Raw genomic sequence first — 20,097 nt, 5'->3', positions numbered from 1 at the left:
GGTGGCGAAACCGGGCTCGTCATCATGGAGGGCACGCGCCGTCGCCCCGCGGCGCCCACCGGAGAGGGGGATCATGGCCGGAACCACGGACGTCGCGGTGGTCGGCGCCGGCCCGTACGGGCTGGCCGCCACCGCATTCCTGCGTCACCAGGGCACCGCGACCCACACCTTCGGCGAGGTGATGGGTTCGTGGAAGCACCAGATGCCGCGCGGGATGATCCTGCGTTCCAAGGAGCGGGCCTCCTCGATCGCGCACCCGGTGCCCGGGCACACGATCACGGCCTGGGCCCGCGCCCACGACGTGGCCCTCGACAACCCGGCGACGCTGCAGCACTTCCTGGACTACGGCGACTGGATCGCCGAGCGCATCGTCCCGGACCTCGACCACCGTCGCGTCGAGCAGGTGGTGCGCGAGGGCTCCGGGTTCTCGGTGCACCTCGACGACGGCGACCGGATGCATGCCGAGCGGGTCGTGCTCGCGGTCGGGCTGCGCAACATGGAGCGCTCGATCCCCGACTTCGACGGCCTGCCCGAGGGGTCGGTGTCCCACGTCGCGCACCACGAGGACCTCTCGACGTTCGCCGGCAAGCGGGTGCTCGTCGTCGGGCTCGGGCAGAGCGCGCTGGAGAACGCCGCGATCCTCGCCGACCTCGGCGTCGACGTCACCGTCACCGCCCGGGCGGACCAGCCGCACTGGCTCGGCCCGCACAAGCCCGCCGGCTCCCCGCCGCCCACCTTCCGCGAGAAGTGGCGCGTGCCGCCGACGGACGTCGGCGGCCGCCTCACCGGCTGGCTCGCCGCGGCGCCGGAGACCTACCGCCGGCTGCCCGAACGCGTCCAGCTCGAGGTGCGCAAGCGCTGCCTGTTCCCCGCCGGCTCGCACAACCTGCGCGCCCGGCTCGACCAGGTGCCGTTCCACCTCGGCCGCCGCATCACCTCCGTCGACCACACCGGCGACGAGATCGTGGTGACGCTCTCGGACGGCTCGACGCTGCACACCGACCACGTCATGGTCGGCAGCGGCTACGACATCGACGTGGCCCGCTACGACCTGCTCGACAAGGAGCTGCTCGGCGAGCTCGAGCTCCTCGACGGGTCGCCGAAGCTCGGCAAGGGCTTCGAGTCCTCGGTGCCCGGGCTGCACTTCCTCGGGGCGCCGGCCGTGCGCTCGTTCGGGCCGGTCAACCGCTTCGTCACCGGCACCTGGTACGCCGCGCCGGAGCTCGCGCGCCGCGTCGCGGGCAAGCGGGGCCCGACGCTGCGGGTCGCCTTCCCCGTGGGGTCGCACGCGATCGCCTGACGGGCCCAGCCCGGACGGAACGAACGGCCGGTTCATCACCATCCAAGGTGACGAACCGGCCGTTCGTGCGTCCGGGCGGGGGCTCAGCGCGGCCGGCGCGCCCGCGGCACCCACGTGCGGGTGAACCGCCGCAGCACCGGCGTCGCCCGGCCCACGAGCATCGGCAGGAACGGCAGCGGGTCGTCGAGGGCGAACCAGCCGTGCTCGGTCGACGGCGCCCGGCCGTCGGGGGCGGGGCCGTCGGTGCGGTCGCCGCGGTAGGCGACCCGGGCCGCGTAGTCGAAGTCCTCCACCACGAACCCGCGTCCCTCGGGGAACGGGGCACGGGGAGCGGGGCGGCCGGTCAGCGACAGGTGCTGGGCCCGCACGACGTCGAGCCCGGCGGTGTCCTCGAAGAGCCGGAACTGCGCCCCGACCCGCGGGTTGAAGTCGACGAGCTTGTAGCGCCCGTCGCGCAGGTCCCGCCGCCAGTCCAGGTCGGCGATCCCGCGGAAGCCCACGGCGTCGAAGAGCCTCTCCGAGAGCCGGGCGAGATCGTCGTTCCAGCGCGCCCGCCCCGCCGTCGTGAACCCGGCGTGCGGGGGCCAGGAGCGCAGCTTCACCCCGGTGAACAGCGTCCCCTCGTCGAACGCGCCCGGCCCGGGCCACCAGGCGTGCACCACCCAGTCCTCGGCGGTCTCCCGCGGCACGTACTCCTGCAGGATCACCGAGGGCACGTCGTCCCACTCCAGGGCCATCGCCCGCAGCCGGTCCGGGTCGTCGACGACGGTGGAGGAGCGGACCGTCGGGCGGCGGTGGCGCTCGAAGGGGTCGCGGCTCTTGACGACGACGGGGAACGCGCCGGTCGCGGCGTAGTCCTCCACGTCGGCGAGGCTCTCCGGGAACACCGTCCGCGGCGTCGGGATGCGGTGCTCGGTGCAGGTCCGGTACAGGCCCTCCTTGCTGGCGACCCGCCGGGGCAGGCCGGGGTCGTTGCAGCGAGGGAAGAGGAAGTCGTCGGCGAGGCCCGCCTCGGCGCCCAGCTCGGAGACGACCGTGGCCGCCTCGTCGTCGGTGGGCACGAGCACGGCGCGTCGGCCGATGGCCTTCGCGATCCCGTGCAGGCCCTCCGCGAGCTCCGCCGGGTCCTCGCTGCCGGTCGTGGGCCAGGAGAACCGGCCGTGCAGGTGGCGCGAGCAGGCGGCGGGGGTGAACCGGCCCTCGGTGACGGCGTAGACGTCGACCCCGCAGCGGCCGAGGCTGCGCACCACCCCGACGCCGCCGTGGTGCAGCGGGTAGCTGCCGAGCTTGAGCAGCAGCGCGGGCACGGAGCGGTCGAGCTCCACCTGCTGTCGTGCTCCGCCGTGCGTGTCGATCAGCACCACGCACCCCCTCCCGTGCCGTCGCCGCGATCGTGGGGTCCAACGACCCCGCCGTGTCGAGGGCCACCCGGATCGTCCCCCGGGTCCGGACCGACGCCCGAACGGGGGACACGCTGCGGGCAGCGTAGACGGGCCCGGAGTCGATCTCCGCCGCAGGCGGGGAGGCCGCGACGGGAGCGCCGGGCACGCCGTGTCACGATCGGTGGCGACCCGCTCGGAGCGGGGACGACCTCGGGAGGCGACGGTGGACGGCGATCCGACCGGCTCAGGGCTCGCGGTGCTGGTGGTGTCCGCGGGGGCCGCGGAGCCGCTGGAGCGGACGCTGGACTCGGTCGCGAAGCACCTACCCGCAGCGCGGGTCCTGGTCTGGTGCCAGCCCGTCGCCACCGCCGACGACCGCACCGGGCTCCCGGCCACCCGGCCCGAGGTGGACTGGACCGTCGCCGAGGCCGACGCCGGGCGGGTCGCCGCCCGCAACGCCCTCGCCGCCCGCGCCGACGCCGCGTCGGGCACCTCCACCGACGTGCTGCTGCTCGAGCCGGGCGCCGAACTCCTCGGTCCGCTCGCCGCCGCCCGGGCGGTGCTCGCCCGCCCCGGGGTGGCCGCCGTCGCCCCGGTTCCCGAGTCCGGCCCCACCGAGGACCACCCGTGGGACGCCGTGGCGCGGCGCACCCCGTCCCTGGTGCGCGATCTCGCCGACTACGCCGGCGCGGGCGAGCGGCTGCGCGGCCGCACCGCGGGCGGGCTGCTGGCGGCCCCGCCCGCGGGCGCCGTCGACGGGGTGCTGGTGGGCGGCTGCCTGCTGGTCTCCGGGGCGGCCCGCGCCGCGCTCGGCGACTTCGACGAGGACTTCTTCGACCGCGGCGAGGACCTCGCCTGGCAGCGGGCCGCCCGCGCCGCCGGCTGGACGCTGCAGCTGGTCACCGACCCCGACGACGACGGCCGCGGCGCCGGCCAGGTCCGGCTTCCCGCCGCCGGAGTCGCCCCGGCGAGCGCCGGCGTCGTCTCCGACACCGACGCGGCCCGGCGCGAGGCCGAGCTCGAGCGGGCCGCCCGGGTGATCCTGCTCGGCAACGCGGGACACCGCGGCGCGGGCACGGTCTACGCCGCGGGCACCCGCGTGCTGGATCGGCTGCGCCCGACCGCGCGCGCCGCCCGCCGCCGGCGCACCGAGCGCGTCGCCGAGCGCGCCGCGGGCCGTCCGGGCGTCGTCATCACCTCGAACAACCTCGTGCTCGGCGGCGCCGAGCGGCAGCGCATCATGCTGGCGAACGAGCTCGTGGCCCGCGGCCACCCGGTGACCGTGGTCTGCCTCAAGGAGCTCGGCCGCTACGTCACCGAGCTGGACCCGCGGGTGCGCCTGACGCTGCAGCCGTTCTGGCAGCCGGTGGTGGACGCCGCGGACCTGCCCGGCGACGACGCCGTCGTGGTCGGGGGGGTCACCAACACCGAGATGGGCTTCGCGGTCGCGTGGCGGGCGGCCGGGCGCGCCCGGGGCCAGCGGCGGCGCTGGCTGCCCGCGACCCACGACCCGGCGCAGCTCGACCGGGCCACGTACTCGGCGAAGCAGGCCCGGGCGCTGCGGGCCGCCGACGGCCTCGTCGTGCTCTCCCGCCAGCACCACGTCGACCTGACGCGCCACCAGCGGCTGACCGACCTCGCCATGGTCGTGCCCAACGGCATCCCCGAACCCCCGGCGCTGCCCTACCGGGCCACGGCGGGCCGGGTGCGCTTCGGGATGCTCACCCGCATCCAGGCCTACAAGAACCCGCTGCTGCTCGCCGACGCGCTCGGCGCCCTCGACGCGCGCGGCCTGACCGACTGGTCCCTGGACATCTTCGGCGACGGTCCCGACCGCGTTGCGCTCGAGGCGCGGACCCCGGCGCACCTCGCCGACCGGGTGCGGTGGCGGGGCCGCTCGTCGGGACCCGACCACGCGTTCGCCGAGATCGACGTGCTCTGCGTGCCGAGCGGGTTCGAGGCGTTCCCGCTGGTGATGGTGGAGGCGATGGCCCGGGGGGTCCCGGTGATGGCCGCGGTCAGCGGCGCGATCCCCGAGATGCTCGACGACGGGCGCGCGGGCGTGATCGTCGACCCGCTCACCCGCGAGGCGTGGACCGACGCCCTCGAGGCGGTCGTCCGCGACCCCGAGGGCACCGCGCGGCTCGGCGCGGCCGGGCGGGAGCGGGCGCTCGCGAACTACACCGCGACCGCGATGACCGACCAGTACCAGCGGGCGTTCGCCCACGTCCTGGGCCGCGCGATCCCCGGCGCGCCGGACGGCCCACCGCGGGTGCTGCAGGGTTAGTCGACCTTCCACCGGTCGGCGACGAGCTCGCGGCACGCCCGCGTGCCGAGCTTCGCCTGGACCCGGCTGGAGAGCAGCACCGCGAGGACGAGCAGCCGGTAGAGCGGGGCGGGCTTGTCCTCCAGGGTGATCCCGGCCTCCGCGGCGAACGTCTCGCCGGCGGTGTCGAGGAGGTCGGCGGCGGTCTCGGCGTTGCTCACGGGTCGGGCGTACCCGCGCACGGCGCACCCGGAGCGGAGAATCGGCGGCATGAGAGCACCGGGTCTGGTCGCCAGCGACGTGGACGGCACGCTGCTCGGCGCCGACGACCATCCCGGCCCCCGCCTGCTCGCGGTGCTGGATCGGATGCGGTCGGCCGGCGTCCCGCTGGTCCTGGCGACCGGGCGGCCGCCGCGCTGGATCCTCCCGGTGTGCGACGCGATCGGGGAGCGCGGGCTGTGCGTAGCCGCGAACGGCGCGGTGCTCTGGGACGCGGCGGACGACCGGGTCCTCGAGGCCGCGGAGCTCGGCACGGAGGTGCTCGCCGAGGTGGTCGACCGGCTGCGGGTGGCGCTGCCGGGGGCGGGTCTGGCGGTGGAGCGCGTGCCCCGGCCCGGCGTGCAGGAGTTCTGCTGCGACCCCGACTTCGAGCACGCCTGGCCGAACTCCGACCACGTGGTGGTGGCGACACCGGAGCTGGTGGAGCTCCCCGCGATGAAGGTCCTCGCGCGGCAGCGGGGCCTCTCGAGCGACGTGATGGCCGCCGCGGTGCGTGACGGGCTCGGCGAGCTCGTCGATGTGACCTTCTCGGCCTCCGGCGGGCTCGTGGAGTGCTCGGTGCGCGGGGTGACGAAGGCCCACGGGCTCGCGCTCGCGGCGGCCCACCTCGGGGTGGAGCCCGAGGAGGTGGTCGCCTTCGGGGACATGCCCAACGACCTCGAGATGGTGCGCTGGGCCGGGCACGGCGTCGCGATGGGCAACGGCCACCCCGAGCTGCACGCCGTCGCCGACGAGGTGACCGCCCGCCACGACGAGGACGGCGTCGCGCTCGTGCTGGAGCGCTGGTTCTGACCGTCTGACGGCCGCTTGTCAAGGCCCGCGTAGCATCGCCCCGGTCGCCGCCCGCTCGGTCGGGCAGGGCGGCCGAGGTGTGGACGAGGCCAGCACGAGGCCAGGCCCTGACTCGGGGAGCTTCCCCGGGAGGAGGACGTGTGCTCGACCGGACGCCCGAGGAGAGCGACGATCCGGCCGGCGAGGTCGCCGCGCTGACCGCGGTCCAGCGACGCATCGACCACCCCTCGGTGGTGCGGGCCGCGCGCTCGATGTCGCTCTTCGGGGAGCACGCCGCGGGCTGGCTCGCGATCGGCGCCGCGGGCGCCGTGCTCGACCCGCCCCGGCGTCGGCAGTGGCTGACCGCGACCGCGGGGGTCGCCGCCGCGCACGGCGCCTCGATCGCCGTCAAGCGTGTGGTCCGCCGGCCCCGGCCGCACCACCCGCGCATCGCGGTGCACGTCGGCACACCGAGCCGGCTCTCCTTCCCCTCCTCGCACGCCACCTCCACCACGGCCGCCGCGGTGCTCTTCGGTGGCCTGCTCGGGCGGCCGGGTGCCGCCCTCCCGACCGTGCCCGCGATGGCGCTCTCGCGCCTGGTGCTGGGCGTCCACTACCCGACCGACGTGCTGGCCGGGTCCGCCCTCGGGGTGGCGTGCGCACTGGGCGCGCGCCGGCTCATCGCGCGCGGGTCCGTCGGCCGCTGGAGGACTGCATGACGACATCCCAGGAGCGGGAGACGCGGGGCGAGGTGACGCGCGACGAGGTGGAGCCCGAGGACCTCGCGCTCGACGCGCTCGCCGAGAGCGAGCCCGAGGACGCCCCGGACGACACCGCGGTGCCGGAGCGCCGGAAGGGTCCGCTGGCGCTCCCGCTGGGCGTGCTCAAGACGATGCGCCCCAAGCAGTGGGTGAAGAACGTGCTCGTCCTGGCGGCGCCGTTCGCGGCCGGCCGGCTGGGCGAGGTCGGTGTGCTGCTGCACGTCGTGGTCGCGTTCGCGGTGTTCTCGCTGGCCGCCTCCGGGGTCTACCTGGTCAACGACGCCCGCGACGTCGAGGCCGACCGCGCCCACCCGAAGAAGCGCTTCCGGCCGATCGCCGCCGGGGTGGTGCCAGCGTCGGTGGCGTACGGGGTCGCCGTCGTGCTCTTCGTCGGCGCGATCGCGCTGAGCTTCGTCGCGAGCCGCAATCTCGCGATCGTCGCCGCGGTCTACATCGTGGTGCAGCTGGCCTACTGCCTGTGGCTCAAGCACGAGCCCGTCATCGACATCTGCATCGTGTCGTCCGGGTTCCTCATGCGCGCCATCGCCGGTGGTGCGGCCGCCACCCTGTACCTCTCGCCGTGGTTCCTGCTGACGATGGCGTTCGGGTCGCTGTTCATGGCCGCGGGCAAGCGCTACGCCGAGATGCGCCTCGCCGAGCGGACCGGCGCGAAGATCCGCAAGTCGCTGGAGCGCTACTCCGCGTCCTACCTGCGGTTCGTGTGGTCGCTCTCGGCCACCGTCGTGATCATGGCCTACGGGCTGTGGGCGTTCGGCATCGGCGTCATGACGATCCCCGGCCGGCTCCCGACCCCGCCGAGCATGTGGGCGATCGTCTCCGTGGTCCCGTTCGTCATCGCGATCCTGCGCTACGCGGTGGATGTCGACGGCGGCAACGGCGGTGAGCCCGAGGAGATCGTGCTGCACGACCGCGTGCTGCAGATCCTCGGCATCGCCTGGGTGGTGCTGGTGGCGCTCGCGGTGATGCTCAGCCCGGGCGTCCGCTGAGGACCGAACCGCGGACGGACGCAGGACGGACACCCCGGGCGTGAGGATTCCTCGGACGGTGAGCACCGTGCAGGCCCGCCGCACCGTGCTGCTGTGGGCCCTGGTGCGCTACGCGCTGGTGGGGGTCGGGAACGCCGCCACGTACTACGTGGTCTACCTGCTGGTGCTGCGCGAGGTCGGCTACCTCACCGCCCACGTCCTCGGTCTCGGCGCCGCGATGGTGGTGTCGTTCTTCCTGAACTGCCGGTTCACGTTCCGCGTCCGGCCCTCGTGGCGCCGTTTCCTGCTCTACCCGGCCTCGCAGGCGGTCAACGTCGCGGCGACCACCGTCGGCGTCGTCGTCCTGGTCGGGGTCGGGGTGGACGAGCGGGTCGCGCCCCTCGCCGCGGCCGTGCTCGCGGTGCCGGTGAGCTTCCTCGCCGCGCGCTTCGTCCTCGCCCACCACCGCGCGACCACGGCCACCGGGCCGATCCCGGTCGTCACCGACGGCCCCGCCCCCGAGCCGCACCCGTCGACCGGCCCGCTGGCGACCGTGGACCCCGCGGCCGCCGCGGCGATCGAGGACGACCCCGTGACGCTGCGGCTCATCGCCGTTCGACGGTGATGGTGGTCCACGCCCCCACGTGGATGCTGTCGCCGGGGGCGAGCGGCACCGCCGTGCCGGGCTCCAGGCGCTCGGCGGCGTAGTTCACCGAGGTCCCGTTGGTGGACCCGGCGTCGAGGACCACCCAGCGGTCCGGTCCCACGGCGAGCAGCACCGCATGCAGGTGCGAGACCCCGGGGTCCCGCGGGGGACCGGTGAGGTCGATGTCGGGGACGTCGTCGGGCCGCGAGGCGGCCGACGGGTCGTCGTCGGGCACCCCGCGGCGCCCGATCCGGACCTCCTCGCCGCGCAGCGGCACCTCGAACTGGACGGGGTCGTTGGGGAACGCCGGGAGCGCGACGGGGTCCTCGGTGGGCACCGCGCGGGCATGCACGAGCTCGTAGTGGTCCCGGTCGGCCCAGACCCGCGCGGTCCAGCCCGTCACGGGCGTCCGGACCCGGTCGGGTCGGCGGTGTCGCCCGCGCCGCCGATCGGGTCCTCGCGGTCGTCGTCGTCGCCGTCGAGCGGGATGAGGATCGGCCCGGTGTCGTCGCTGCCGTCGGGCCGGGGACCCCACTCGCCGCCGCCGCCGCCGTCGCCGGGGTCGAGGGGCAGCAGGGCGACCGTGGCGTTGTCGTGGCCGCCCTCGGCGAGCGCGGCGTCCACCAGCGCGCGGGCGTCGGCGAGGACGTCGTCGCCGGAGAGGAGCGCCGCGAGCCGGTCGGGGTCGGGGAGGTGGTTCCAGATCCCGTCGCTGCACAGCAGCAGGTAGCCCGGCCCCGCGGGGCGGAAGCGCCGGGCGCGGGCCGGCCCCTCCGGCGAGTCGTGCCCCAGCCAGCGTGTGAGCACGTGCGCGCGGCGGTCGGCGTGGGCCTGTTCGCGGGTCATGACCCCGGCCGCTGCGATCTCCTCGGCCCACGAGTCGTCGGTGGAGAGCAGCTGGGAGGTGCCGTCCGGGGCGAGCCAGTACACCCGGCTGTCGCCGACCCAGGACACGACGGCCGAGCCGCCCCGGGTGACGGCGCCGGTGTAGGTGGTGGCCGGCGGGTCGGACGGGTCACCGCCGTAGCGCAGCAGGTCCGCGGCGGCCTCGGCGGCGGCGCCGGCCGCCGTCGCGGCCAGCGTGTCCAGTCCCGCGCGGCCGTCGCCGTGGGCGGCGATGCGGGTGAGGACGGCGGCCACCGCGGCCTCGGCCGCCGCGAGCGACGCCTCGTCCCCCCGCCGGGCCGACGCGACGCCGTCGCACACCGAGCCCAGGAGGACCTCCCCGGCGGCCGTCGCGATGCGCCCGAGCGCGCAGGCGTCCTCGTTGCGCCGCCGCCGCAGCCCGCGGTCGGTGACCGCGGCGCCCGGGCCGAGCCGGAACTCCACGTGGTCGCGCAGGGCGGGCCGGCGCGTGCCGCAGGTCCCGCAGGCGCCCTCGACCGCCGCCTCGGCGCCCGCCCCGCACTCCGGGCAGTCCGCCTCCTCGATCTCGCTGCGGGTCGCCTCGAGCACGGCTCGCAGGTCGGTGTGCTCCCCGGCCGAGCCCGCGGGCCCGACGGACTGCACCGGGACGCCGCCGGTCGGGTCCGGGTCGCGGGCGTCGACGGTCGGCCCGGGGTCGGGCACGGCGGTGCCCGACGGCGGCGTCGCCCGGCCGGAGCGGTCGGGGCCCGGGTCGTCGGAGCCGTTCGTCGCGGACGGCGGCGCGGAGGACTCGGTCACGTCGGGAAGGCTCCTCGTGGGGCGGGCACGCGGGCGGGGGAGTCGGGATCGTCGCGGCGGCGGTGATCGCGGCGGGAATCATCTTGGTGCACGGCCTCGCGGTCGGCCGTCCCACCCACGCCGCACCGCACGGGTCGTCCCGACCGACCGCGGTGCGACGCCGCCCGCAGGTCCGCGGCGAGGGTCTCGACGTCGGGGTGGCGCAGCCCGGGGTCGGCCGCGGTGGCCCGCGCGATGACCGGGTCGAGCGCCGTCGTCGGGTGGTCGGACGGGGGTGCGAGCTGGGGGCGGACCGGGCGGCCGAGCAGCACGGCGAGCGTGCGGCCGAGGGCGAACACGTCGGAGGCCACCGACGGCCCCGCGCCGCCGGGCGCGATCTCCGGGGCGAGGAAGCCCTCGGTGCCCCACACCGGGCTGTGGCGGTCGTCGAGCCGGCGCACGGAGCCGAGGTCGAGCAGGACCGGGCCGTCGGGGGTGTCGAGCACGTTGCCGGGCTTGAGGTCGGCGTGCAGCAGGCGGAGACGGTGCAGGTGCGCGACGGCGGGCACGATGCCGAGCACCACCGCGGCGGCGGCGTCGGGGTCCCGCGGGCCACGGACCGGCTCCCCCGTGACCGGGTCGAGGACGAGGTGCACCGCGCCGTCGTGCTCGACGACGTCGCGCAGCCGCACGAGCGCGGGGTGGTCGTGCCCGAGCAGCAGCGCGGGCGTCGTGGCGTCGCCGTCGCCGCGGCGCGCGAGGACGACCGACTCCCCGCCCGCCCCGGCCGCGGTGTGGAGCCAGTCCCCGCCGCGCGCGAGCAGGCCGGTGACCCGCCACCGGCCGGCGAGGACGGTGCCCGGCGCGAGGGTCGGGGTGAGGTCGAAGGGGCGGCGGCAGTGGGCGCAGGTGCCGCGCAGTCGTCCCGGGCGGCCGTCGCGCGAGCGGCCGACGGCCGCGTCGCAGTGCGGACACCAGCGGCGGGACTCGGGGAACAGGGCGGTGGCGTGCGCGAGGACGTCGTCGGGTACCGCGGGTCCCGCGGCGGACGGCCGCAGACCACGGCGCGTCCCGCCCGCCCGCGTGCTGTGACGATCCACCGCGTGCTCCTCGTGCGCGGATGACCGGCATCCGCTCTCCCCGACGCCGTCCGGCCGGGGCCGTGGCCCCTCGGACGGTCCGAGCACGATACCCCCGGTTCCCGCCCTCCCCGCCGCGCCCGGACCGCCGCCCGCCCGTGCGGCGACCGGCCGCCGGGGACGGACGCGTGGCGGGCTCCGCGGCCGCTCCTGCGCCGAACGGTCCCCGGGGCGGGCCCCCTGGCGTCACGGGGGCGGGAAGGTGCGATGCTGACGAGAAGCACCCCTGTCCGGGGCGGTCGGAGCGCAACCGGTTGCGCTGGACGGCGGCACCGGACACCGAGCCACGGAGACGCGCAGTGACTTCATCGACTCCGACCCCAGCGACGGGGCCGCGGACGAGCGAGGACCAGGCCCCCGGGGCCCGTCACCGCGACGAGGGCACCGCCGACACGGGGGACGCGGCCTCGACCGCCCAGGCGCCCACCTCGCCGGAGCCGGCCGGCCCGGCCACGTCGCAGGCGGAGACGGGCCCCGACCTCGCGGCGACCGCCGCGGAGGCCGAGCGCGCCCTCGCCGCTGCCGCGAAGGCCGCGGAGCAGGCCGTCGCGGAGGCGCACGACGACGGCCAGGACGCCGTGCAGAAGGGCTTCGACGACGCCCGGCGCGCGGCGGAGGAGGCGTACGAGCAGTCCTCGTCCCGGGCCGACCGTGGGGAGTGAGCCCCGCCCCGTGTGAACGGCGGCGTGGGGCGGACCGTCGGGCTGAGAGCGGGGAGGGGGCCGCGCGATGGCAGTCCAGACCAGGGTGACCGAGCACGGTGTCCTGCTGCGCTTCACCGGCCGGGACAAGGTGTACGCGTGCCGCGGCGGGGTGTTCCTGCCGATCGACCGCGTGCTCGGCGCGCGGACGCTGCGGCGCCGCGAGGCCGTGGCGGCCAGCCCGCGCGTGCACCTGCCCGGCATCTCGGTGCCGCGCATGCTGCGGGCCGGGTCCTACGGCGTCGGGGAGCGCCGCCAGCTGTGGATGGTGCACGCCGCCACCACGCTGCTCGCGATCTACCTGCGCGGCGTGCCGTTCCACCGGGTGGTCGTCGAGGTCGAGGACCCCGAGGAGCTCAGCCGGATCATCAACGCCGCGCTGCGCCCGCGCGGACTGCCTCCCGGGGCGAGCCCGGCCCCGCGGGGCTGATGGGCTGCGGGCCGGTCAGCTCTTCGGCCCGACGAGCGCCGCCGCGGAGTCGTAGCTCGTCGCCACCCGCGCGTCGACGAGGTAGAGCATCGCGGTCTGGTCGATCGCCGAGTCCCGGTAGATGCCGGTCTTGAGGTAGGAGTCGTCGCTCGAGTACCGGGTGCCGCCCGCCGGGTGGTAGCCGTCGATGCGCTTCTGGCCGTTCATCCACACGTCGACGGCCGCCTTCTGCGGGTCCGTCGAGAAGTGGATGTGCAGCACCACGTCGGTCTGCCGGCCGGTCACGGCCGGGCCGATCGGCACCGAGAAGTAGTTCTGCCGCGGATCGTCGCCGCCCGCGCCGCCGTCGAGGACGAACTGGCCGTGGTCGACCTTGACCTCGATCGGCGGGCTGCCCTCGCCCTCGTTCTTCCACTGGGCCACGACCTGCCAGCCGTCGGCGTTCACCGGGAAGTCCTCGGGCAGGAACCAGGCGAACCCGAAGTAGCCCTCGCCGCCCTCGCGGTAGGAGGGGACCTGCGGCTCGAGCTCGGTGCGTTTGCCGCCGCCGGGCACGGTGTAGCGGACCGCCTTCGCGCCGGAGACGTCGGGCGCGTCGACGATCGACGGCGGGGGCGCGCCGTCGTTGTTGTAGGGCGTGTCCCGGAAGTTGGCCAGCGGATTCGGCCCCGAGAGGTTGGCCGCCCAGATCGGGGCGGGCACGGTCGCGGGGTCCGGGACGCCGGTCAGGGCGGGGGCGTCGGCCGGGTTCGACGAGCCGGTCGACCCGCCCGAGCCCCCGGAGGAGCAGCCGACGACGACGCCCGCCACCAGCAGGAACGACACGGCGAGTCCCAGCAGACCGTGGGCCCGGCTCCCGGTCGTGGGCCTCACGGGGCGGCTCCTTCGGCGATCAGCGGTTCGAGCACGAGGTCGGGCTGGTTCGACGCCACGGCGTGCAGGCGCCACTTGTGCGGGAACAGCGCGAGCAGCTCGCCGTCGGCGCGGCGGGTGAGCACCTCGATGCCGATCGCCCCCTTCAGCGCCTCCGCCCCGGCCGCGTCGGTGCGCCGCGCGAGGGAGTAGTCGAGGCGCTCGAGCCGCACCGGCGCGGAGAACTCGTCGGACAGCCGGGCGGTGACCACCTCGAACTGCAACGGGCCGACCGCGGCCAGCACCGGTGCCTGGTCACCGCGCAGCTCGGAGGAGAGCACCTGGATGACGCCCTCGGAGTCGAGCTGCTCGATGCCGCGCCGGAACTGCTTGGTCTTCGAGGCGTCGGCGACGCGCACCACGGCGAAGTGCTCGGGCGCGAAGCTCGGGATGGTCGGGAAGGTGACAGGCTTCTCGGCCCACAGGGTGTCCCCGGGCCGCAGGGCGGTGGCGTTGACGAGCCCGACGATGTCGCCGGGGAACGCCTCCTCGATCGTCGAGCGGTCCCGCCCGAACATCGCCTGCGCGTACTTCGTCGCGAACGGCCGGCCGGTGGCGTCGTGGGTGAGCACCATGCCGCGCTCGAACCGTCCGGAGCACACCCGGACGAACGCCACCCGGTCGCGGTGCGACTTGTCCATCGAGGCCTGCACCTTGAACACCAGCCCGGAGAACGGGGCCTCGAGGGGACGCGGCTCGCCGCCGGCGGAGGGACGCGGCGACGGCGGCGGGGCCAGGTCGACGAGCGCGTCGAGCAGCCGCGCCACGCCGATGTTCGACAGCGCCGCGCCGAACATCACCGGGGTGGCGGTGCCGTCGTGGAAGGCGGCGGCATCGAAGTCGGCGCCGATCTCCCCGAGCAGCTCCAGCTCCTCGGTGGCGCGCTCCCAGTCCACGCCCTCCTCCGCCGCGGCGCGGTCGGCATCCAGGATCTCCTCGGTGGCCCGCGACGCGCCGTGGGCGGTGCGCGTGAAACGCCGCATGCTGCCGTCGGCCCGCTCGACCAGGCCGTGGAAGTCGCCGGCGATCCCGACCGGCCACGTGATCGGCATGGGGCGCAGCCCGATCCGCTGCTCGACCTCGTCGACCAGCTCCAGCGGCTCGCGGCCCGGCCGGTCCCACTTGTTGACGAAGGTCAGCACCGGCACGCCCCGCGCCCGGCACACGTCGAAGAGCTTGAGCGTCTGCGGCTCCAGGCCGCGGGCGGCGTCGAGGAGCATCACCGCGGCGTCGACGGCGGCGAGCACGCGGTAGGTGTCCTCGGAGAAGTCGCCGTGGCCCGGGGTGTCGAGGAGGTTGACGACGTGGTCGCGGTAGGCGAACTGCAGCACCGCGGAGGTCACTGAGATGCCGCGCTCGCGCTCCATGTCCATCCAGTCGGACGTGACGCCCTTGCGCCCGCCCTTCCCGTGGACCGCGCCCGCCGCGGAGATCACCTCGGCGTGCAGCGCCAGCGCCTCGGTGAGCGTCGACTTGCCGGCGTCCGGGTGCGAGATGACGGCGAAGGTGCGGCGGCGACGGGCCTCGCCCACCGGGCTGCCGTCCGGATCGCTCCCGCCCGACGTGTCGTGTCCGTCCGGGTCGGTGTGCGGGGAGGCCACGGTCATCCGGTGGTCCTCCCCCTCCTCGTCTCCATCGGAGGTCAGGTTACGGGTGACGCCGGTGTGACGAGCGTCTGGGGGACGGCACCCGGGGTGGGTCACCCGGGCGGCCGCCCAGGGCCGGACGAGGGCCTCCGACCGCGGCGATCGGACGCTCGTCGCGTCGAACGGACCGCCGAACGGATCTGCGGGGTCCCCGTGTGCTCCCGGTGGCGTCCGCACGGCACACTTCCTACGGGCAAACCGCCCGGTTTGCCCCGGCGACGTCGTCGGGCCGGTCCTCCCGGGGGGAGGGGACCGACCCGGCGGCGGAGTCCTACAGCTCGCGCAGCGCCCCGATCAGCTCCGAGCGGGCATGGTCGAAGAAGCCGTCGACGTCGGGCCCCGCGTTGATCAGCGCCAGGTGGTCGTAGCCCGCATCCACGAACGGCTGGGCGATCGCGACGTGGCGCGAGGTGTCCGGCCCGCAGCCGAAGGCCTGCTGCATGTGCTGCGGGGACACCCAGGACGTGGCGGCGTCGAAGTTGACCGGGTTGGGCAGCTCGGCCTGCACCTTCCAGCCGGTGAGCCCGAAGCGGAACAGGTCGCGGGCGCTCTGCGCGGCCTCCTGCTCGGTGGCGGCGTAGGCCAGCGGGACCTCGGCGTAGCGCGGCCCGTCCCCGCCGCCCTCCTCGTAGGTCTGGACGAGGTCGGCCCGCGGCTCGGTGACGAACAGCCCGTCGCCGAGCGCGGCCGCGAGGGCCGCCGCCCGCGGTCCGCCGGCCGCCACGACGATCTTCGGCAGGCTCTCGGGGAGGTCGAACACGCGCGCGTCCTCGATCGTCAGGTGCTTGCCCTCGTAACTCTGGTATCCACCCCGCCAGAGCAGCCGGATGATCTCCAGGGACTCCCGGAACATCTGGTGGCGGACGTGCACGGCGGGCCAGCCCTGGCCGACGACGTGCTCGTTGAGCCGCTCGCCCGAGCCGACCCCGAGCGTGAAGCGGCCCTCGGCGAGGAGCTGCGTCGTGGCGGCGGCCTGGGCGATGACGGCCGGGTGGTAGCGGATGAAGGGGCAGGTCACCCCCGTCGCGAGCTCGATGCGCTCGGTCCGCGCGGCCATTGCGGCCAGCATCGACCAGGCGAACCCGGAGTGCTGCTGCTCGGAGACCCACGGGTGGAAGTGGTCGGAGATCTCGACGAAGTCGAATCCCGCCTGCTCCGCGAGCACGCACTGCCGGACCATCTCGGCGGGCCCGTAGCCCTCGGCGATGAGCTTGTAGCCGATCCTCATGGGGGCGGGTGCCCGGTGCGGGCACGCCCGACGCGGTCAGGTGTTGGCGCCCGCCCCGTCGAGCGGCTGGTCGGGAGCGAGGCGGGGCATGTTGCCGCCGCCGTCGTCGTCCGGCTCCACCCAGATCGTCACCGGGTCGCCCGCGGGGACGCGGATGCCGGCCAGCGGCTGCTGGGCGGTGACGGTGCCGCTGACCGTCGGCGGGGTGTCGGGGTCCGGGTCGACCGCCACCACACGGGCGGAGATCGCCATCTCGTGTGCCTGGGCGGCGGGGAGCCCCACCAGCGCCGGAACCAGCACCAGGTCGGGCTCATCCATGAGCCGACGGTAGCCACCCGGACGCGTCCGCAGAAGGGGCGGCGCGGGTCCCCCCGCCCGGGTACCGGCAAGATGCCCCGAACGGTCGGGTTCCGCGCTGGTGGCACCCATGTCGAGCAGACGGCGGGGCGGGAGCGGCGGGATGGAGCAACGGACGGTGCCGACGGGTCGAGCACGCCGCCGGCCGCGGCGCGCCGTTCGTGCCGGCCTCGCGGCCCTGGTCACGGCCGTCGTGCTCGCCGGGTGCAGCAGCGTGGCCACCCTGCCCGCCCTGCAGACCGGGTCGTCGTCGAGCACGACGCCGGCCCCCGCGCCGCCCCCGAGCCCACTCGGCGCCCCGGCGCAGTTCGTGCCGTGCGACGGCGCCTTCCAGTGCGCCACGGTGACGGTCCCGATGGACTACGCGAACCCCGGCGGTCCCACCGTCGGGATCGGCATCGTGCGCCAGCCGGCGAAGGACCAGGCCCGCAAGGTCGGTGTCCTGCTCGTCAACCCCGGCGGCCCTGGCGGGTCCGGCATCGACACCGTCGAGAGCGGCCAGGTCCCGGAAGCCGTCGCCGACCGCTTCGACGTCATCGGGTTCGATCCCCGCGGGGTCGGGCGCAGCAGCCCCCTGAAGTGCCCGGTCACCCCCGACACCCCCTACTACGGGGACCCGGACCCCGGCGACCCCGCCGGCGAGGCGTCCACGTCGCAGGCCGTCGAGCGCTACGACCAGTCCTGCGAGGACGCCTTCCGCCAGCTGCTGCCCCACCTCGGCACCCGCGACGTCGCTCGCGACATGGACTCGTTGCGCACCGCGCTGGGCGAGCAGCAGATCAGCTACCTCGGCTACTCCTACGGCACCTCGATCGGCCAGGTCTACGGCGAGCTGTTCCCCCAGCGGGTCCGGGCGATGGTGCTCGACGGGGTCGTCGACGTGACGCTGCCCGGCCTGGACCCCAGCCAGGCGGAGAGCTTCGAGAACTCGCTGCACCAGTTCGCCGCCGACTGCGCCTCCCGGCCGGACTGCCCGGCGGGCCCGGACGCGATCGCGATGCTCGACCGGGTCCGGGCACGGGTCCAGGCCGCGCCGATCCCGGTGGCCGGCACCACCCCGCTCTCCCCGGGACTGCTCGAGCTCGGCGTCGTGCTCCCGCTGTACTCCAAGGGCAACTGGCCGGTGCTCGCGCAGGCGCTCAAGGCCGCGGACGGCGGCGACGGCGGCCCGTTCCGCCGGCTCGCCGCCAAGTACTTCGAGGGCTCGAACTCCGACACCTACAACGCCGTCACCTGTCTGGACAGCTCCTGGCCGCGCAACCAGCAGGAGGTCCTCGCCCAGGCCCGCACCGCCGAGACCCGGGCGCCGCACTTCAGCGGCAACGTCCTGGTCAGCGGCCTGACCTGCGCCGACTGGCCGGTCCCGCAGGACCCGCTCACGCCGCCCACCGGGCTGGGCCTCGCCCCGACCCTCGTCATCGGCACCACGAACGACCCGGCCACGCCGTACCAGAACAGCGTCAACCTGGTGCGCCACCTGCCCGGGTCGGTGCTGCTGACCCACCGCGGGGACGGGCACACCGTGTACGGCCAGGGCGTCGCGTGCGTGGACGACCAGGTGAACCGCTACCTCACCGACCTCACGCTGCCGGGACCGAACGCGACCTGCTGAGCCGCCGGTAGCCTGGACGACGGTGTGCCGGGAAGTCTGGTCGGCGTCGATGCCCCCTGCCCCGGAGCCGCCGTGAGACCCCGCGACCTCCTGCGCCGCACCCGCACCGGGCGGCTGTTCGTCCCGCCGTCACCGCGCGAGGCGTCGCGGCTGGCCGAGCTGCTGCGCCGGGAGACGGTGGGGGGCGCGCTGCTCATCGGCGCGGCCCTGGTCGCCCTCGTCTGGGCCAACACCCCGTGGCGCGAGGCCTACACCGCCCTCGGCGCGCTGCGTGTGGGCCCGAGCGCCCTGCACCTCGACCTGACGTTGGCGACGTGGGCCTCCGACGGCCTGCTCGCGATCTTCTTCTTCGTCGCCGGCCTGGAGCTCAAGCGCGAGTTCGTGGCCGGTGACCTGCGCGACCCGGCCCGGGCCCTGCTGCCGGTGGCGGCGGCCGTGGGCGGGATGGTCCTGCCCGCCGTCCTCTACGCCGCGATCACCCTCGGCGACCCGGAACGGCTGGCGGGCTGGGCAGTGCCCACCGCCACCGACATCGCTTTCGCCCTCGCGGTCCTCGCGGTGGTCGGGCGCGGCCTGCCGACCGCGCTGCGCACCTTCCTGCTCACCCTCGCCGTGGTCGACGACCTCATCGCCATCACGATCATCGCGGTCTTCTACACGGAGACCCTCTCCGTGGTGCCGCTGCTGCTCGCGCTGGTACCGATCGCGCTGTTCGGGGTGCTCGTGCAGCGCCGGGTGCGCAGCTGGTGGCTGCTGCTGCCCCTCGCAGGCGTGGCCTGGGCCCTCGTGCACGCCTCGGGGGTGCACGCCACGGTCGCCGGGGTGCTGCTCGGGTTCACGGTGCCGGTCATCCGGCGCTCGCCGGGGGAGGGTCCTGGCCTCGCCGAGCACTTCGAGCAGCGGTGGCGCCCGCTCTCGGCGGGGGTGGCGGTCCCGGTGTTCGCCTTCTTCGCCGCCGGGGTGTCGGTCGTGGGCGGCGGCCTGGGGGCGAGCCTGTCGGACACGGTCACGATCGGGGTGGTCGTCGGCCTCGTCGCCGGGAAGACGATCGGTGTCGCGGGGGCGACCTGGCTGGTCTCCCGCTTCACCCGGGCCCGGCTCGACCCCTCCCTGTGCTGGCCCGACGTCCTCGGGCTGGCCCTGCTGGGCGGGATCGGCTTCACCGTCTCACTGCTCATCGGCGAGCTCGCGTTCGGCGGCGGGACGCCCGCGGACGACCACGTCAAGGTCGGAATCGTCGCCGCCTCTGTCATCGCCTCCGTGCTGGCGACGCTGGTGCTGCGCCTGTCCGCCCGACGCCGGGCCCGTCCGGGCGAACGGTGACGCGAGGGACCCCGCAGCGGGTACACGGTCACCATGACCACCCCGCCGCCCCCGGTCCCGCCGACGCCGCCGCCCCCGCCCCCGGGGGCGGTGCCGGTCACGGGGACGACGGAGGTCCTCCCCGCCGTCGTGCAGAAGGTCGTCGCCTACGCCGCCCGCGAGATCCCCGGGGTCGTGGCGCTCGGCGCGGCGGGCTCCCGCGCGGTGGGCGCGGTGCGCCAGACGCTGACCGGGAACACCGAGAACGTCGGCGGCGTGCGGGTCGAGCTCAACGGCGACACGGCCGTGGTCGGGCTCGACGTCGAGATCGAGTACGGCGCCGGTGCCCGCGAGCTGACCCGGGGCCTGCGCCGGCACGTGCCGGAGGCGGTCGAGCAGATCGCGGGCGTGCGGGTCACCGAGCTGAACATCGTCGTCACCGACGTGCACCTGCCCGGGCGGGACGACGAACCCGCCCCCACCCCGCCGCCGCCGAGCGCCCCCACGGCGACGCTGTAGAGGCCGTCGGCCCCCTGCCGTCAGACGACGCCGCGGAGGAACAGGATCACCGAGGCACCGGCGGACGCGAGGCCGGCGAGGATGGTGTTGACGGTGTGGGCAGCCGTCGCCGGGGAGCTGATGATCCAGAAGATCACGAGGATCCCCACGAGGACGCCGACGACTCTCCCTACGGACACAGCGTCACCGTACCTTCACGCGGGGTAGGTCACACAG

The 20,097-nt window shown here is 75.6% G+C and carries 21 protein-coding genes; 11 read left to right on the top strand and 10 right to left on the bottom strand.

Features of this window, described 5'->3' with window-relative positions:
- Window positions 1–73: 73 nt before the first annotated feature.
- Complete coding sequence (locus tag VGH76_RS14665) at window positions 74–1,300, top strand: FAD-dependent oxidoreductase (RefSeq protein ID WP_331557422.1); 1,227 nt, start codon at window positions 74–76, stop codon at window positions 1,298–1,300.
- Between the two features lie 83 nt (window positions 1,301–1,383).
- Here VGH76_RS14665 and VGH76_RS14660 read toward each other — a convergent pair whose 3' ends face one another.
- Window positions 1,384–2,664, bottom strand: coding sequence for an ATP-grasp domain-containing protein (locus tag VGH76_RS14660; protein ID WP_331557421.1), 1,281 nt, complete (start codon window positions 2,662–2,664; stop codon window positions 1,384–1,386).
- Window positions 2,665–2,905: 241 nt separating this feature from the next.
- Between VGH76_RS14660 and VGH76_RS14655 the strand changes: the two genes are divergently transcribed.
- Window positions 2,906–4,969 (top strand): glycosyltransferase, encoded by a 2,064-nt coding sequence (locus tag VGH76_RS14655; RefSeq protein WP_331557420.1) that lies wholly within the window; start codon window positions 2,906–2,908, stop codon window positions 4,967–4,969.
- On the opposite strand, the gene VGH76_RS14650 is transcribed toward VGH76_RS14655, so the two are convergent.
- The gene (locus tag VGH76_RS14650) at window positions 4,966–5,169 is read right to left on the bottom strand and encodes a hypothetical protein (protein ID WP_331557419.1); all 204 of its coding nucleotides are present in this window, start codon (window positions 5,167–5,169) and stop codon (window positions 4,966–4,968) included. The two genes, VGH76_RS14655 and VGH76_RS14650, sit on opposite strands and share 4 nt — an antisense overlap.
- A gap of 49 nt (window positions 5,170–5,218) precedes the next feature.
- Between VGH76_RS14650 and VGH76_RS14645 the strand changes: the two genes are divergently transcribed.
- The 4 genes from VGH76_RS14645 to VGH76_RS14630 all read left to right on the top strand — a co-directional run bounded on the left by VGH76_RS14645 (window position 5,219) and on the right by VGH76_RS14630 (window position 8,370).
- Window positions 5,219–6,019, top strand: a complete 801-nt coding sequence (locus tag VGH76_RS14645) for an HAD family hydrolase (RefSeq protein ID WP_331557418.1) — start codon at window positions 5,219–5,221, stop codon at window positions 6,017–6,019.
- Window positions 6,020–6,159: 140 nt separating this feature from the next.
- Entirely contained in the window at window positions 6,160–6,717 is a 558-nt protein-coding gene (locus VGH76_RS14640) for a phosphatase PAP2 family protein (RefSeq protein ID WP_331557416.1), read from the top strand.
- The gene (locus tag VGH76_RS14635) at window positions 6,714–7,766 is read left to right on the top strand and encodes a decaprenyl-phosphate phosphoribosyltransferase (protein WP_331557415.1); all 1,053 of its coding nucleotides are present in this window, start codon (window positions 6,714–6,716) and stop codon (window positions 7,764–7,766) included. Before VGH76_RS14640 ends, VGH76_RS14635 begins: the two co-directional genes overlap by 4 nt.
- Window positions 7,767–7,824: 58 nt before the next feature.
- Window positions 7,825–8,370 carry a GtrA family protein gene (locus VGH76_RS14630; RefSeq protein ID WP_331557414.1) on the top strand — a complete coding sequence of 182 codons (546 nt, stop codon included), beginning with the start codon at window positions 7,825–7,827 and terminating at the stop codon, window positions 8,368–8,370.
- Here VGH76_RS14630 and VGH76_RS14625 read toward each other — a convergent pair.
- The 3 genes from VGH76_RS14625 to VGH76_RS14615 are packed head-to-tail and all read right to left on the bottom strand — an operon-like array spanning window position 8,351 to window position 11,135.
- Entirely contained in the window at window positions 8,351–8,794 is a 444-nt protein-coding gene (locus VGH76_RS14625; RefSeq protein WP_331557413.1) for an FHA domain-containing protein, read from the bottom strand. The genes VGH76_RS14630 and VGH76_RS14625 overlap by 20 nt on opposite strands.
- Window positions 8,791–10,056, bottom strand: a complete 1,266-nt coding sequence (locus VGH76_RS14620) for a PP2C family serine/threonine-protein phosphatase (protein ID WP_331557412.1) — start codon at window positions 10,054–10,056, stop codon at window positions 8,791–8,793. Before VGH76_RS14620 ends, VGH76_RS14625 begins: the two co-directional genes overlap by 4 nt.
- Window positions 10,053–11,135: a protein kinase domain-containing protein gene (locus VGH76_RS14615; protein WP_331557411.1), complete on the bottom strand. Its 1,083-nt coding sequence runs from the start codon at window positions 11,133–11,135 to the stop codon at window positions 10,053–10,055. Before VGH76_RS14615 ends, VGH76_RS14620 begins: the two co-directional genes overlap by 4 nt.
- A gap of 338 nt (window positions 11,136–11,473) precedes the next feature.
- Here VGH76_RS14615 and VGH76_RS14610 point away from each other — a divergent pair, with 338 nt between their 5' ends.
- A complete protein-coding gene (locus VGH76_RS14610) occupies window positions 11,474–11,836 on the top strand; it encodes a hypothetical protein (protein WP_331557410.1) in 363 nt (120 codons plus the stop codon).
- A 67-nt stretch (window positions 11,837–11,903) separates the two neighbouring features.
- On the top strand, window positions 11,904–12,305 hold the full coding sequence (locus VGH76_RS14605; protein WP_331557409.1) for a hypothetical protein: 402 nt from the start codon (window positions 11,904–11,906) through the stop codon (window positions 12,303–12,305).
- A 15-nt stretch (window positions 12,306–12,320) separates the two neighbouring features.
- Here VGH76_RS14605 and VGH76_RS14600 read toward each other — a convergent pair whose 3' ends face one another.
- From VGH76_RS14600 to VGH76_RS14585, 4 genes are all read right to left on the bottom strand, one after another.
- On the bottom strand, window positions 12,321–13,178 hold the full coding sequence (locus VGH76_RS14600; protein ID WP_331557408.1) for a polysaccharide lyase: 858 nt from the start codon (window positions 13,176–13,178) through the stop codon (window positions 12,321–12,323).
- On the bottom strand, window positions 13,175–14,824 hold the full coding sequence (locus VGH76_RS14595) for a peptide chain release factor 3 (protein WP_331557407.1): 1,650 nt from the start codon (window positions 14,822–14,824) through the stop codon (window positions 13,175–13,177). Before VGH76_RS14595 ends, VGH76_RS14600 begins: the two co-directional genes overlap by 4 nt.
- A 310-nt stretch (window positions 14,825–15,134) precedes the next feature.
- Window positions 15,135–16,091, bottom strand: coding sequence for a TIGR03557 family F420-dependent LLM class oxidoreductase (locus VGH76_RS14590; protein WP_331557406.1), 957 nt, complete (start codon window positions 16,089–16,091; stop codon window positions 15,135–15,137).
- Between the two features lie 36 nt (window positions 16,092–16,127).
- Window positions 16,128–16,409, bottom strand: coding sequence for a PASTA domain-containing protein (locus VGH76_RS14585; protein ID WP_331557405.1), 282 nt, complete (start codon window positions 16,407–16,409; stop codon window positions 16,128–16,130).
- A gap of 142 nt (window positions 16,410–16,551) precedes the next feature.
- On the opposite strand from VGH76_RS14585, the gene VGH76_RS14580 reads away from it, so the two are divergent.
- The 3 genes from VGH76_RS14580 (at window position 16,552) to VGH76_RS14570 (ending at window position 19,881) form a co-directional block, all read left to right on the top strand.
- On the top strand, window positions 16,552–18,060 hold the full coding sequence (locus VGH76_RS14580) for an alpha/beta hydrolase (protein WP_331557404.1): 1,509 nt from the start codon (window positions 16,552–16,554) through the stop codon (window positions 18,058–18,060).
- 72 nt (window positions 18,061–18,132) lie between these two features.
- Complete coding sequence (gene nhaA, locus VGH76_RS14575; protein WP_414637729.1) at window positions 18,133–19,383, top strand: Na+/H+ antiporter NhaA; 1,251 nt, start codon at window positions 18,133–18,135, stop codon at window positions 19,381–19,383.
- A 33-nt stretch (window positions 19,384–19,416) separates the two neighbouring features.
- Window positions 19,417–19,881, top strand: a complete 465-nt coding sequence (locus VGH76_RS14570; RefSeq protein ID WP_331557402.1) for an Asp23/Gls24 family envelope stress response protein — start codon at window positions 19,417–19,419, stop codon at window positions 19,879–19,881.
- A 20-nt stretch (window positions 19,882–19,901) separates the two neighbouring features.
- Here VGH76_RS14570 and VGH76_RS14565 read toward each other — a convergent pair whose 3' ends face one another.
- A complete protein-coding gene (locus VGH76_RS14565; RefSeq protein ID WP_331557401.1) occupies window positions 19,902–20,060 on the bottom strand; it encodes a hypothetical protein in 159 nt (52 codons plus the stop codon).
- Window positions 20,061–20,097 lie beyond the last annotated feature (37 nt).

This window comes from Actinomycetospora sp., assembly GCF_036497585.1.
Taxonomy (GTDB): domain Bacteria; phylum Actinomycetota; class Actinomycetes; order Mycobacteriales; family Pseudonocardiaceae; genus Actinomycetospora.
Note: the sequence above shows the minus strand (reverse complement) of the source record. Positions and strands in the feature narration are given on the sequence as shown.

What these genes read in the sequence shown, in the direction of transcription:
- VGH76_RS14595 (WP_331557407.1), bottom strand. Translation starts at nt 14,824, where the DNA reads ATGACCGTGGCCTCCCCGCACACCGACCCGGACGGACACGACACGTCG.
- VGH76_RS14645 (WP_331557418.1), top strand. Translation starts at nt 5,219, where the DNA reads ATGAGAGCACCGGGTCTGGTCGCCAGCGACGTGGACGGCACGCTGCTC.
- VGH76_RS14635 (WP_331557415.1), top strand. Translation starts at nt 6,714, where the DNA reads ATGACGACATCCCAGGAGCGGGAGACGCGGGGCGAGGTGACGCGCGAC.
- VGH76_RS14570 (WP_331557402.1), top strand. Translation starts at nt 19,417, where the DNA reads ATGACCACCCCGCCGCCCCCGGTCCCGCCGACGCCGCCGCCCCCGCCC.
- VGH76_RS14605 (WP_331557409.1), top strand. Translation starts at nt 11,904, where the DNA reads ATGGCAGTCCAGACCAGGGTGACCGAGCACGGTGTCCTGCTGCGCTTC.
- VGH76_RS14585 (WP_331557405.1), bottom strand. Translation starts at nt 16,409, where the DNA reads ATGGATGAGCCCGACCTGGTGCTGGTTCCGGCGCTGGTGGGGCTCCCC.
- VGH76_RS14580 (WP_331557404.1), top strand. Translation starts at nt 16,552, where the DNA reads ATGGAGCAACGGACGGTGCCGACGGGTCGAGCACGCCGCCGGCCGCGG.
- VGH76_RS14665 (WP_331557422.1), top strand. Translation starts at nt 74, where the DNA reads ATGGCCGGAACCACGGACGTCGCGGTGGTCGGCGCCGGCCCGTACGGG.
- VGH76_RS14590 (WP_331557406.1), bottom strand. Translation starts at nt 16,091, where the DNA reads ATGAGGATCGGCTACAAGCTCATCGCCGAGGGCTACGGGCCCGCCGAG.